Raw genomic sequence first — 13,539 nt, 5'->3', positions numbered from 1 at the left:
CAAGCGCCGATCCCGCTTCCGACGCGACAACGCGGATCGGCGGACGCGGTCGCGTCCCGCCGCGCATGCGACGCAACGCACGGGACCGAATCTTGAACGCAGCAAACACACTCCGCCGCGGTCCGCTTCATCCAATTCGACAGGCGCGGCTGACGGGTATCGGCCTGGCGCTCGCCGCGCTGGTCGCCTGCGGGCCACAACCTCCGGCCAGTGTCGCTCAGATCGATGGCGACTACGCGGTGGTGTCGCGACTGCGACCGCATTCGTTGCAGCGGGTGCGGATCGAGGTCGCCATCAGTTTCCACTGCCCCGCCTGCAAGCGTTTCCAACCCAGCCTGGATACGCTCGCGGCGAAGTATGGCGAGCGTTTGAGCATCGAGCAGACCGCGATGACGCCGCGCGCGGGCTCGGGCCGGCCCGAGCGCCTGTTCCTGCTCGCCAAGCGCGCGGGCCTGGGGCCCGCCGCGCGCGACGCGCTGTATCGCGCCCGCTTCGACCTGAAGCAGGACATCGAACAAGACGCCGTGCTCGCCGACATTGCCCGGCAGATCGGCCTGCCGCCTGCGCAGTTGGCGCAACTCGACAGCGCCGAACTCAAGCGCGAACAGGCGTCGATCGACGCGCGCACTCGCGCCTTCGCCGCATACACGCCCAGCGTCCTGGTCGAAGACCAGTTGCTGGTCGATGCCGACGCCGCGCAGATCGCGCGCGTGGTCAACGGCCTGTTGCCGAGCCGCTGACCCGCGACGCTCAACCCGCCGCTTCGGCCATTCCGCCGCCGTCCGCGCGCGCACCGCGCGCGCGCCGCACCAAGGCCGCGGTGCTGGCGCGCATATCGTCGAGGATGCCGTAGATCGTGGGCAGGAACAGCAGGCTGACCACGGTCGAGAACGCCAGGCCGCCGGCCACCGCGCGCGCCATCGGCGAGTACGCCAGGCCGCCCAGCACCACCGTGTCGCTCAGCGAAATCGGCACCATCGCCAGGATCGCGGTGCCCATGGTCATCATGATCGGGCGCAGACGCTCGCGGCTGCCCTCCACCAACGCCTCGTTGCGCGACATGCCGCGTCTGCGCAGATTGTTGATGTGCTCGACCATGACGATGCCGTTGTTCACCACCACGCCCATCAGCACCAGGATGCCGATGAAGGCCATCACCGTGAACGAGCTGCCGGTCAGCCAGAACAGCCAGAACACGCCGAAGATCGAGAACACCACGCAGCTCATGATCGCCGCCGGGAACAGCAGCGATTCGAACACCGCCGCCATCACCACGTAGATCATCACCAGCGCCAGCACCAGGTTGATCATCATCTGCTTGCCGGCATCGTCGTCGCGTTCGAACGAACTGCCGTCGAAGCTGTAGCTGTAACCGGCCGGGAACGACACCTTCTTGAGCGTTTCCTCCATCGCCTTGCGCGCATCGGGCGTGGTCGCCTTGCCGTTGAGGCTGGCCAGCACGGTCAGCGTGGTCTGGCGGTTGTTGCGGTTGATCTGGCTGGCGGTCGGGCGCACGTTGACGTCGACCATGGCCAGCAACGGCACGCTGCGGCCGTCGCTGGAACGCACGGTGAACTCGGCCAGATTCTCGATGCCGTAGCTCTCCGCGCCGGCGAAACGCGCCCACACCGGCACCTCGGTATCGCCGCGCTGGAAATCGCGCAATTGGGCGCCGCGCAGCGACAGGCCGACGAAGCGCGAGACTTCCTCGACGCTGAAACCGAACGACGCCGCGCGCTCGCGATCCACCTTCACGTTGAGCTCGGTATTGCGGTCGCCCACGTCCACGCGCACATCGCGCAGTTCGGGGCGGCGCGCGAGCATCGGCACGATGTCGTCGGCCAGTTCGCTCAGGGTTTCGGTGGAGTCGCCGACCAGTTGCACCTGGACATTGTTGCCGCCGCCCTGGGCGCTGCCCTCGTCCTGGCCCATGCTGATCTCGGCCTTGGCCGATCTCGGCATCGCCTTGGCGATCGCGTCGACCACCGGCTTGGTGTTCTTGACCTCGTTCTCGTGGAACTGCACGCGGGTGCCGGCCTCGCTGCCCTGCTCGCTGAAGAACGAATAGATCTGCTTGATGTGGTACTGCTTGCGGTGTTCCTCCAGGAAACGCTCGGTCTTGAGGATCTCCAACGACATCTGCTCGCGGGTGTAGCTGCCCTTCCAGTGGTACTGGATGAACGCTTCCTTGCCGCCCTCGTTGCCGAACATGTCGAACTTGGTCTGGGTCATCGGCACCAGGCTGAGCGCCACCACCAGGACGATGCCGAGCACGCTCAGCCCCCGATGCTCCAGGGTCCAGCGCAGGAAGCGCGCATACACGCGCTGCAGCCGCGGGATCAGGCCGGTGGTGGTGTTGACCGCCGGCGGCGTTTTCAGGCGCGCGGAGATCATCGGGATCAGGCTGACCGCGACCAGCCACGAGGCCAGCAGCGACACCGAGATGGTGATCGCGATCTGCGACATGAAGATGCTGATGTCGTTGGTCTCGCCGATCAGGTTCGGCAGAAACACGATGCAGTGGCACAGCGTGCCCGCCGACAAGGCGATGGCGACGTGGCGGGTGCCCAGGATCGAGGCCAGTTGCGGCTGCTCGGGCATCTTCTCGCGTTCCTGATAGATGCTCTCGACCACCACCACCGCGTTGTCGACCAGCATGCCGACCGCGAGCAGCAGGCCCATCAGCGACAGCACGTTGAGGGTGACGCCGACGAAATGCATCAGCCCGAGGGTCATCACGAAACAGATCGGAATGGCCAGGGTCACCATCAAGGTCGACGGCCAATGGCGCAGGAAGAAGAACAGCACCGCCACCGACAGCAGCAGGCCGATCGCGCCGGCCTCGGCCAGTTCCAGCAAGGAACTGGTCACGTCCTCGCCCTGGTTCTGCACCACCTTGATTTCGATGTTGCTCAGCGCCGGTTGGGCGCGGATCGCCTCGACCTCGGCCAGCGCCAGCTTCGCCACCTCCACCAGATTGGCGCTGCGCTCCTTGTAGATGTCCAGGCCGATCGCCGGACGGCCGTCCAGGCGCCGGCCGGTTTCCAGGCGCGCGGGCTTGAGGCGCACGTCCGCGATCGCGCCGAGCTTCAGGCCGTTGGTGTTGATGACCAGATTGCGGAACTGCTCCAGATCGGCCACCTGGCCGATCGGCTGGACCCGCAGACGGCGGCCGCCGTCTTCGATTTCGCCGGCGGAAATCGAGAAATTCAGCGCCTGCAGGCTCTTGGTCAGGGTGTTGAGATCCACGCCGTGCGCGACCATGCGGTCGGGCAGGATCGCGATCTCGACCTCGCTGGGCGCCGCGCCGCCGATCTCGACCTTGGCCACGCCCGGGATGCGTTCGAGACGGCGCTTGAACTCGCGGTCGATCAGGTCGTACTCGCGGCTGAGGTCCATGTCGCCGGCCAGGCGCACCTGCAGGATCGCCTGATCGCCGCTGGACCACTTGAACACGAAGTAGCGCTGGAAGCCCTCGGGCAGATCGTCGACGATCGCGTCGATGCGCTCGCGCGCCTCCGAGGCCGCGATGGCGATGTCGCGGTCCCAGTCCTTGAACTCCATCTGGATGGTGGCCGAGTCCGAGCTGGCGCTGCCGCGCATGCTCTTGATCCCGGTCATCGTCGCCAACGCCTCTTCGGCCGGGCGCAGGATGGTGCGTTCGACCTCTTCCGGCGTGGAGCCGTCGTAGGGCAACTGCACCAGCAGGAACGGCGCGGTGATGTCCGGCAACGACTCCAACGGCAGCCGCACCGCCGCGATCAGGCCGATCACGAACATCGACACGAACAACATGATGGTCGTGATCGGCCGCTTGATGCTGATCTCGGCAACGCTGCTCATGTCAGTGCGTCTCCGCCAGCGGATCGTTGTCGTGGCCGATCTTGTCGGCGGCCACGCGCGCCTCGCGTTCGGCCTTGCGCACGCGGTTGCGGTAGTACTCATCGCCGCGACGGTCGAGCAGATCGTAGACCACCGGGATCACCACCAAGGTCAGCAGCGTCGACACCAGCAGGCCGCCGATCACCGTGATCGCCATCGGCGAGCGCACTTCGGCGCCCTCGCCGGTCGCGATCGCCAACGGCAGGAAGCCGAACAAGGTGCACAGCGTGGTCATGATGATCGGGCGCAGGCGCGAACGCGCGCCTTCGATCAGGGCCTCGCGCTTGGGCGTGCCCTGCTCGCGCAACTGGTTGACCTTGTCGATCAGGATGATCGCGTTCTTGACCACCAGGCCGACCAGCAGAATCAAGCCGATGAACACCACCACCGACACCGGCGAACGGGTCAGCAACAGCGCCAGCACCGCGCCGACCAGGGCCAGCGGGATGGTGAACAGAATCACGAACGGATGCAGCAGGGATTCGAACTGCGAGGCCATCACCAGGTACACCAGGAAGATCGCCAGACCGAACGCGAACAGCAGCGAGTTGATCGACTGCTGCAGTTCCTCGCCCTGACCGCCGATGTGCATGCGCACCTCCGGGCTCAACGGCTCCTCGCGCACCATCTTTTCGACCTCGGCGACCGCGCCGGCCAGATCGATGTCGCGCAGGTTGGACGACACGATCGCCACGCGCACCTGATCGGCGCGGTGGATTTCGCTGGGGCCGCTGGTGGCGACCACGTCGGCCACCGACTCCAGGGTGACCGGACGGCTGCTGTTGGGATTGACGATCAAACGGCGGATGTTCTCGATCGAGGCGCGATCGGATTCGCGCGCGCGCACCAGCACGTCGATCTTGCGATCGCGGAAGCTGTAGCGGGTGGCGACGTCGCCGCGCACCTTCTTGACCACGATATCGGCGATGTCGCGGGTGGCCAGGCCGAGCGCGCCGGCGCGGTCCTGGTCGAAGCGGATCTGGATCTCGGGGAAGCCCTGCTCCACGGTGGATTTGACGTCGGCGAAATGCGGATTGGCGCGCAGCATCGCCGCCATCTTCTGGCCGGCGCGCTGGATGGTTTCCAGGTCCTGCCCGCGCAGTTCGATTTCCAGCGGCGTGGAGAAACTGAAAAGCTGCGGACGGGCGAAGTCGACCTGGGCGCCGGGATGCGCCTGCATGGTCTCGCGCAGTTTTTCGGTTTCGGCCTCTTCCACTTCCTTGCTGCCGCCGTCGGCCATCACCACGGTGATCTTGCCGATGTTCTCGCCGCTCTCGGTCGGATTGGCGTCCAGCCGCGTACCGCTGCCGCTGACCCCGAACCAGGCGTGGATGCCCGGGTCCTTGGCGTGCTTTTGCTGGATCTCGCGCACCAGCTTGTCGGTTTCGCGCAGCGGCGTGCCCGGCGGCAGCTTGACCGTCATGTCGAAACGGTCCTGCGCCAATTGCGGGATCAGGTCGGCGCCCAGCAGCGGCACCGCCGCCAAGGTCGCCACGAACGCCGCGCCGGCCAGGCCGAGCACCAGCACGCGATGGCCCATCGCCGCCGGCAGCAGCTTCAGATAGCCGCGTTCGGCGCGCTCGTACGGCGCCATCGCCAGATCGCTGGCCTTGCCCATGACCGGGCCGACCACCGCGCCGAGGCCGCGCCACGCGCGCACCACCGCCCAGGCGATGCCGAAGAACGTCCAGCGCACCGCCGCGGCGATCGCATACAGCGGCCACGCCACGATCTTCAGCAGACGATTGCGCGGCTGCCAGCGCGGATGCGGCGCTTCCTCCTGGAAGCCCAGCGCCGGCCGGCCGCGCAGCGCGCTCAGCATCGGAATCAAAGTCATCGACACGATCAGCGAAATGCCGATCGCCAACGCCACCGTCAGCGCCTGATCGCGGAACAGCTGACCGGCGATGCCCTCGACGAACACCAGCGGCAGGAACACCGCGATGGTGGTCAGGGTCGAGGCGACCACCGCCATGCTGACCTCGCGGGTGCCGACCACGGCCGCCTCGAGAATGCCCAGGCCGCGCTCGCGCGCCTTGGCGATCGATTCCAGCACCACGATCGAATCGTCCACCACCAGGCCGGTGGCCAGCGCCAGGCCGCCCAGCGACATCACGTTCAAGCTCAGGCCCAGACGGTCCATGAAGAAGAACGTGGCAATGATCGACACCGGCAGCGACAGGCCGATCACGAACGTGCTCCAGCCGTCGCGCAGGAACAGGAAGATGATCAGGACCGCGAGGAACGCGCCGATCACCGCGTCTTTCTTGACGTCGGCGATGGCGTGGCGAATGAACTGCGATTGGTCGTCGATCGTGGTCAATTCCACGTCCGGCGGAATCTGCGCCTTGATCTGCGCCAGCCGCGCCTGGATCGCATCGGCGGTGGACACGGTGTTGGCGTCGCCTTCCTTGTAGATGGCCAGTTCCACCGCTTCCACGCCGGCCAGGCGGATGACCGCTTCGCGTTCCTTGTAACCCTGGCGGATCTCGGCGATGTCCTTCAACCGCACCGGCTTGCCGCCGGCCGCGGTCGCTTGATCGCCCGAGTTCGCGCTCTGCACCGAAGCCGCCGCCGCCATCGCATCGGCCGAACCCGAGGCCGCGGCCACCCGCGCCATTTCCGCCGCCGCGTCGGCCGCGGCGTTGCCGCCGACCTTCTGCGTGGTGACCAGCATCTCGCGGATTTCCGGCACGCTGGCGAATTCGTTGACCGTGCGCACCAGATAACGCTGCGCGCCCTCTTCCAGGCGGCCGCCGGAGACGTTGATGTTCTCGGCCTTGAGCCGCTGGATCACGGTGTCGATCGGCAGATTGAGCTGGGCGAGTTTCTGCTGATCGATGTCGACCTGGATTTCGTCCTCCAGACCACCGCCGACCTTGACCGCGGCCACGCCGTCGACCGGTTCGAGCTTCTTCTTCAGATCGTCGTCGGCGTAGCGGCGCAACGCGGTCAGCTGACGGATCGCCTCGGTGTCGCTGGCCTTGTCGCCGCCCTTGGTCGACAGCGCGATCCGCAGGATCGGCTCGGTCGAGGGATTGAAGCGCAGCAGCACCGGCTTCTTGGCTTCCAGCGGCAGCTGCACGATCTCCATCTTGTCGCGCACCTCCAGGCTGGCCTGGTCCATGTCGGTGCCCCAGGCGAACTCGAGCACCACGTCGCTCTGGCCGGTGCGCGACACCGACTTGAGCTTGCGCAGGCCCTTGACCACGCCGACCGCTTCTTCCAGCGGTTCGGAGATCAAGGTCTCGATCTCGGTCGGCGCCGCGCCGGCGTACTCGGTACGCACGGTCAGGGTCGGATAACTCAGATCGGGCAGCAGATTGACCTTCAGGCTGTTGAGCGCGATCACGCCGAACAACAGGAAGGTGATCGTCACCATCGCCACGGTCACGCGGCGACGGGTGGAAAACTCCACCAGGTTAAAGGACGTCGTGTCCGGAAGCTGAGCCACAGTCAGTCCCCACGTTCAAATAGGTAGTGCGAAGGACGCGGCCGTCTGCGGCCGCGTCGGGGGCGTGATCGCCGGTTTACTGCTTCAGCGGAGCGGTCGCGCTCGCGGCGGCGACCACTTCCTTGGGCTTGGCGGCGTTGATCGGCAACACTTCGGTGCCTTCGCGCAGCGCGGTCTTGCCGGCCACCACGACCTGATCGCCGAGCTTGATGCCGTCGCGCACCTCGGCCCAGGCGCCGTCGAGGTAACCCAGCTTGACCGGCACGCGCGCGACCTTCTTGCCGCGCACCACGAACACCGCCGGATCGCCTTCGTCGTCGAGCAGCGCCGCGCGCGGCACCACCAGCGCGTCGGCGCGGTTGTCGTAATCGATGCGCAGGCGGCCGAACATGCCCGGCTGCAGCACCCCGCCGCCTTCGAAGCTGCAGATCACCCGGAAGGTGCCGCTGCCCGAATCGACCACCGGGGCGACCCGGTCGACCTTGCCGGTGAATGTCTTGCCGGGCATCGCGTCGACCAGCATCTGCACCGGCAGGCCGGCCTTCAAGGTCGCCAGCTCGCGCTCGGGAACGTTGAGGGTGGCCTCGAGCAGCGAGGTGTCGACGATGCGGATGATCGGCGAATTGATCTGCACGAAGTTGCCGGTCTTGATCGAACGCGAGGCGACCACGCCGGAAATCGGCGCCTCGACCTTGGCGTAGGACAGTTCCAGGCTGGCCATGCGGTTGGCCGCGCGCGCGCTTTCCAGGTCGTAGCGCAACTGGTCGGCGTCGTTGGCGCTGAGCAGGCGCTGCTCGGCCATCTGCCGGGCGCGCGCGTAGTTGGCCTCGAGCTTGCGCATGGTCGCGTTGGTCTGCGCGGCCTGCTGCTCGGCGCGGGCCGAGTCGAGCCTCACCAGCACCTGCCCGGCCTTGACCAACTGGCCTTCCTCGACCATCACGTCGAGGGCGACGCCGGAGGTCTTGGCGACCACCTGCGATTCGGCGCGCGCTTCCAGCGGCGCGGTACCGGTATAGCTGGCGGCGATCGCGCGGCGGCTGGCCGCGGCGACCTCGACCGGCACCGCTTCCGACGCCTTGTCCTTGGCCTCCTTGGCCTGCGCCTCGGCGGCGCCCGCTCCGCCCTTGCAGGCCGACAGTCCCATGAGGCAGGCCAGGGCCAGGGCGGCGATAGCCACCGTGCCGCGCACTGCCGGACCGCCCTTGCGGTTATTGGTGAGTTGACGCATTCGAGACGACCCCAAGCTACTAAAGTTTTTTCGTCGGTTTCCGGTCGTATGCCGGTGTTGTATATAGGTATATCACCAGCCCCCGAAGCCAACATCCGCCGAAGGTCATGATGACTGGAGCCATGGATTTATTCTGAGGCACGGTGCGCGCGGGCGACGTCCGTCGCGCGCGCCGCCGTGCCGTGCAGCGCAAATCCACGCCGGGCCCGGAGCGTTCCGGAATCGGCGCCAAGTATGGATGCGCTCAAGGACGGCTTCGTTGCAGTCGCGTCGCCAGCTATACTCGGCGGCTTGTGCGCGGCTCCGGCCCCGCAGAGCCAGCCACCACCTTTCGCTAGCCATTCGAGATTGCGGACTACGACATGATGCGACCGCTGACGATCGCCGCCTGCTTTGCCCTGACCCTGGCCGCCCTGAGCGCACATGCTCAGCCCCAGGAACCCGCCAAGGCGCCGGCTTCTACCCCGACTGCCCCCACTCCGACGGCTCCGGCCGCCGCCCCGGCCGCCGCGCCGTCTCCCAAGGGCAACGCCGAAACCGGCCGTCAGCTCACCTACACCTGTCAGGGCTGCCACGGCGTGACCGGTTACAAGAACGCCTATCCGAACTATCACGTTCCCAAGATCGTCGGCCAGTCGCCCGAGTACCTGGTCAGCGCGCTGACCGAATACAAGAAGGGCACGCGCAAGCACCCCACGATGCAGGCCCAGGCGCAGAGCTTCTCTGACCAGGACATCGCCGACATCGCCGCCTTCCTTTCCAGCGCCAAGTGAGCCGCCTCATGACGAATCCCAGCTTCTTCAAGCGCGGCCTCGCCATCGCCTCGCTCGCCCTGGCCCTGGCCGCGTGCTCCAGCGGCGAAGTGCCCGCCGGCCATTCCTCGGCCGACCGCAACGAAGGCCACACCAAGTCGTCCTCGGGCCTGCCGGCCGGCAACATCGCCGCGGGCGAGAAATTCGCCAACACCAAGCGCCTGCCCACCAATCAGGCCTGCGTGGAATGCCACGGCACCAACAGCGACAGCAAGCTCCCGATCGATCCGGTGACGCCGCGCCTGGCCGGCCAGTATCACGATTATCTGGCGCACTCGCTGCAGATGTACCGCGACGGCGACCGCGCGCACGCGCTGATGTCGTTGCAGGCCAAGGATCTGACCGATCAGCAGATCGCCGACGTGAGCGCCTATTTCGGCTCGCTGCAGAACGACAAGCTGCGCGATCTGCACGGCGTGCATTGATCGATCGGCGGATCGGGGCGCGGCTGGCTCGCGCGTTTTGATCGCGTTACAAGGACGGCCCGCATTGCAGGCCGTTTTTTGTTTGCGGGTTGGTCGAATGGCTCAATGGAGAGGCGGCAAACACTGCTTGGCCCAGTCGCCCTGGCATTTTCAATACGCGGTGTTCTCTCCTACCGTCATTCCGGTGAACGCGGGCGCCGCTGTATTTCGGCGAAGCCGAACATCCCGCAACTTTGACAGAGCAACGGAAACGACGCCGATCGCAAGACCCGCGCTAAAGCCACTGGATTCCCGCGTTGGCGGGAATGACGAGCAAAGGCGGTTCGATCGACAGATGGACTGAGTGCCTGTGACTGCGCATCACCACGGCATTTTTCACTTGCTGCGTCCTCTCCTATCGTCATTCCCGCGAAGGCGGGAATCCAGTGACTTTGACGAAGCCACGGAGACGACGTCGCTCGCAAGACCCCGCGCTAAAGCCACTGGATTCCCGCCTTCGCGGGAATGACGAGCAAAAGCGGTTCGATCGACAGGTGGATTGCAGTCTGCGGCCGCATCGTCACCGCATTCTTTCACTTGCCGCGCCCTCTCCTACCGTCATGCCCGCGAAGGCGGGAATCCAGTGACTTTGACGGAGTAACGGAAATGACTTCGCTCGCAAGATCCGCGCTAAAGCCGCTGGATGTTCGGCTTCGCCGAAATAAAGCAAAGCCCGCCTTCGCGGGAATGACGATCCAAAGCGGCTCGGTCGCCCAACAAGCAAGCACCCAGACGCGGGAATGACGAGCAAACGCGGTTCGCTCGACTGACAGCAACTACGCAGAAGTAGCGACACGCCCGGAATTCAAGGCTCCGATTTCGGCGGCGCACTCCTAACCGCCCCTCAAGCTCAACCGCTCACCCACCCGGCGGCGGCCTGACACTGCCATTGTTTTCCTGCAGATGCGGCTTGAACGGGATATCCGGCGGCGGGCGCGTCTCGGCCGGTTGATCGTTGAGGTTCGGATCGTCGATGCCGCAACCGCCGCCGGCCATCAGCAGTACCACCGAACACTGGATGCGCTTGCTGGTGCCGGGGATCGGAATCATCACCGTCTGCACGCTGCGCCGTACCCACTCGGCCAGCAGGGTTTCGTTCGGCCGCCAGTATTTGTCGAGCGCGGTCGCTTCGTAGTCGGTGGGTTTGCGCCGCAGCCAGGTGCCGGCGCGGTCGAGGTCCTTGATCTCGGCGGTGATCGTGCCCGGCGGCCGGCCCGGCGAAGCCGAACCCGGCGCGTCGGCGATACGCGGGCTGCCGTCACTGTTGTACAGACCTGGCGTGTCGCCGCGTTGCGCGCCGGGACGGTTGCGGTTGGAGCCGCCCCAATCGTCGTCGGTCTTGAGGTTCGACCAGGTGCCCGGCGCGGGCGTGGGTTTCGGTCCGGCGCCGGCGGTCGCGGCCGGCGTGCGCGAAGGCGTGGCGCTGGAACTGGCACTGGGATTGGCGCTGGGTTTTGCCGCCGCGGTACTGGAGCTCGCGGCGGCCGCGTTGGGCGACGGCGCCGTCGAACTCGCCGTCGAAGGCGTCGTCGTCGCGGGCGTCGGCGAAGGTGAACTCGCCGGTGCCGGCGTGGCCGATACCGACGGCGCGGGAATCTCGGCGATCCGCACTTGCGGAGTGGTGCTGCGTACCTGCGGCACCGGGAGCGGTTGCGCCGGCAGTTCGCGCATCTGCAATTGCGGCAACGGCGCCGGCACCTCGCGCACCGCGACTTCGCGCGGCTGCGCGTTCACCGTCGGCGCGGCGATCTGCGGTTGCGGCAATTCGCGCGACAGCGGCTGCACCGGCGTCGGCACGTCCTGGGTCGGCACCGGCCGGGTCGCGATCTCGAGCTGCGGCACACGCGGCGTATCGTCCAGACGCTTGCGCGTCGGCGGCAGCACGAAGATCTGCGGCGAATCGGGGACGTCCTTGCTGACCATCACCGGTTGTTCGACGGTCGGCGGCGGCAGTTGCGGCTCGGGCACGTCGCGTTGCGGTACTTCGGGCACGCTCGCCTGCAGTTCCGGCGTGGGCGGCGCGCTGATCGCGACCTGCGGCGGCGGTTGCGCGGCTTGCGGCGGCGCCGGCGTGGACGGCGGCTGCGGCGGCGTCGGTTCGGTACGCGGCTGATCGGACGGCTGCTGCGCGCCGCCGCCGGGGTCCTTGGGCGTGCCGTCGCCGATGAATTCGATCATGGTGACGTCTTCGCCCTGCGGCGGCGGGCGGGTGGCGAAGAACTGCAGGTACATCAGCCAGATCAGCGCGCCGGCGACGAAGATATGCCACAGCACCGAGAACGTGGCGGCCACCCAGCGAAGGCGACGGTCTTCGCGTTCCGGCGGATGCCATTGCTGACGCCACAAGGTGGCGAAGGCCTGCCAGCGATTGAGGTCGGCCGCGCGCCGCGGCGGCGACGCCAGTGGCCGCTGCGTGAGGGTGGCGATCATCGCTTCAGCGGTCGCGCCGACCACCGCGCCGCTGCGTTCGCTCAGCGAGTCGAACCAATGCTGCCAGCCCGGCGGAAATTCACCGGGCGCGGGCGACTCGCGGCGCAACGACAGCCGCAACCGGCGTTGCAGGGCCTCGATGAGTGATGCGGCGGTGGGCATGGGCGCTGCGCCGCGCGGGCGTCAGGCCGCGGTATCGCGGGGAATGTACGGCGCGTCGCCGGTGTCGTGGTCGGTCGCGTCGCGCACCGCGGTCACACCCGGCACCTTGGTCATCAAGGTGGTCTCGATGCCCTGCTTGAGGGTCACATCCGCCATGCCGCAGCCCTGGCAGCCGCCACCGAAGCGCAGCACGACCACGCCGTCGGCGGTGACTTCCTGCACCGACACGTTGCCGCGGTGCTGGGCGAGTTGCGGATTGACCTCGTGTTCGACCACCCAGCGCACGCGTTCGACCAGCGAGGCCGAATCGGCCGGCGCTTCGCCCTTGATCTTGGGCGCGCGGATCTGCAACTGGCCGCCGGTGGCCTTGTTTTCGTAATCAATCTCGGCGCCGTCGAGATACTTCACGCTGTCGGCGTGCAGCCACAGGGTGAAGCCTTCGCAATCGATCGCCCATTCGTCGCCGACCAGATCGGCCGGTTCGGCGAACTCCAGGCGCACGTCGGCGCGCGGAGTGCCCGCATGCACCGCCGACAGCCGCACGCCCAGGCCCGGCAGGGCCTCGCGCTCGATCAGTTTGCGGAAGTGCGTTTGCGCGGATTCGGAAATATTGATCATCGGGCTATTCTAGCGGGGTCAGTGCGGCGCGTAGCCGTGCCTGCATCCTACGACCGTCGGCGATACGATTCCGTTCATATGGAGCCGCGCCGGCGCAAACGCAACGCCGCCGCGCCCGCTGCAGGCCGCCAGGAGTCATCGCATGAACGATCTGATCCCCCTTTCGCAGGCCCACTGCATCGCCCGCCGCGGCAGCGAACACCGGCTGAGCGAAGCGCGCGTGCGCGAGCTGCTGCCGCAGGTCCCCGGCTGGGAGCTGGCCGAGGATGGCCACGCCCTCACCCGGACCTTCCGCTTCGACGATTACTATCGGACCATGGCGTTCGTGAACGCGCTGGCCTTCATGGCCAACCGCGAAGATCACCATCCCGATCTGGGCGTCCATTACGACCGCTGCGTGGTGCGTTACTCGACCCACGACGTCGGCGGATTGAGCGAAAACGACTTCATCTGCGCGGCGAAGGCCGACGCTCTGACCGGTTGATCGCC

At 67.0% G+C, this 13,539-nt stretch carries 9 protein-coding genes; 4 read left to right on the top strand and 5 right to left on the bottom strand.

What is annotated here, in order from left to right; translation table 11 throughout:
• The first annotated feature begins 92 nt into the window (after positions 1-92).
• Positions 93-740: a DsbA family protein gene (locus AC3A4T_RS14890; RefSeq protein WP_487676085.1), complete on the top strand. Its 648-nt coding sequence runs from the start codon at positions 93-95 to the stop codon at positions 738-740.
• 10 nt (positions 741-750) lie between these two features.
• Here AC3A4T_RS14890 and AC3A4T_RS14885 read toward each other — a convergent pair whose 3' ends face one another.
• From AC3A4T_RS14885 to AC3A4T_RS14875, 3 genes are all read right to left on the bottom strand, one after another.
• The gene (locus AC3A4T_RS14885; RefSeq protein ID WP_487676084.1) at positions 751-3,843 is read right to left on the bottom strand and encodes an efflux RND transporter permease subunit; all 3,093 of its coding nucleotides are present in this window, start codon (positions 3,841-3,843) and stop codon (positions 751-753) included.
• 1 nt (position 3,844) lies between these two features.
• The gene (locus AC3A4T_RS14880) at positions 3,845-7,342 is read right to left on the bottom strand and encodes an efflux RND transporter permease subunit (protein ID WP_487676272.1); all 3,498 of its coding nucleotides are present in this window, start codon (positions 7,340-7,342) and stop codon (positions 3,845-3,847) included.
• 70 nt (positions 7,343-7,412) lie between these two features.
• Positions 7,413-8,564 carry an efflux RND transporter periplasmic adaptor subunit gene (locus tag AC3A4T_RS14875; RefSeq protein WP_487676083.1) on the bottom strand — a complete coding sequence of 384 codons (1,152 nt, stop codon included), beginning with the start codon at positions 8,562-8,564 and terminating at the stop codon, positions 7,413-7,415.
• Positions 8,565-8,929: 365 nt separating this feature from the next.
• On the opposite strand from AC3A4T_RS14875, the gene AC3A4T_RS14870 reads away from it, so the two are divergent.
• Entirely contained in the window at positions 8,930-9,337 is a 408-nt protein-coding gene (locus AC3A4T_RS14870; protein WP_046658989.1) for a c-type cytochrome, read from the top strand.
• Between the two features lie 8 nt (positions 9,338-9,345).
• Complete coding sequence (locus AC3A4T_RS14865) at positions 9,346-9,801, top strand: c-type cytochrome (protein WP_487676082.1); 456 nt, start codon at positions 9,346-9,348, stop codon at positions 9,799-9,801.
• 897 nt (positions 9,802-10,698) lie between these two features.
• Here AC3A4T_RS14865 and AC3A4T_RS14860 read toward each other — a convergent pair.
• Positions 10,699-12,432, bottom strand: coding sequence for a hypothetical protein (locus AC3A4T_RS14860; RefSeq protein WP_487676081.1), 1,734 nt, complete (start codon positions 12,430-12,432; stop codon positions 10,699-10,701).
• 21 nt (positions 12,433-12,453) lie between these two features.
• Entirely contained in the window at positions 12,454-13,050 is a 597-nt protein-coding gene (locus AC3A4T_RS14855) for an NfuA family Fe-S biogenesis protein (RefSeq protein WP_056107935.1), read from the bottom strand.
• 142 nt (positions 13,051-13,192) lie between these two features.
• Between AC3A4T_RS14855 and AC3A4T_RS14850 the strand changes: the two genes are divergently transcribed.
• A complete protein-coding gene (locus AC3A4T_RS14850; protein WP_487676080.1) occupies positions 13,193-13,534 on the top strand; it encodes a 4a-hydroxytetrahydrobiopterin dehydratase in 342 nt (113 codons plus the stop codon).
• Positions 13,535-13,539: the final 5 nt, after the last annotated feature.

The sequence above is a fragment of the Lysobacter sp. Soil_N_51 genome, assembly GCF_057655755.1.
This window is presented reverse-complemented; position numbering and strand designations above follow the sequence as displayed.

Coding starts and splice junctions, on each gene's coding strand:
- AC3A4T_RS14885 (WP_487676084.1), bottom strand. CDS start 3,843: ATGAGCAGCGTTGCCGAGATCAGCATCAAGCGGCCGATCACGACCATC.
- AC3A4T_RS14875 (WP_487676083.1), bottom strand. CDS start 8,564: ATGCGTCAACTCACCAATAACCGCAAGGGCGGTCCGGCAGTGCGCGGC.
- AC3A4T_RS14870 (WP_046658989.1), top strand. CDS start 8,930: ATGCGACCGCTGACGATCGCCGCCTGCTTTGCCCTGACCCTGGCCGCC.
- AC3A4T_RS14865 (WP_487676082.1), top strand. CDS start 9,346: ATGACGAATCCCAGCTTCTTCAAGCGCGGCCTCGCCATCGCCTCGCTC.
- AC3A4T_RS14860 (WP_487676081.1), bottom strand. CDS start 12,432: ATGCCCACCGCCGCATCACTCATCGAGGCCCTGCAACGCCGGTTGCGG.
- AC3A4T_RS14855 (WP_056107935.1), bottom strand. CDS start 13,050: ATGATCAATATTTCCGAATCCGCGCAAACGCACTTCCGCAAACTGATC.
- AC3A4T_RS14850 (WP_487676080.1), top strand. CDS start 13,193: ATGAACGATCTGATCCCCCTTTCGCAGGCCCACTGCATCGCCCGCCGC.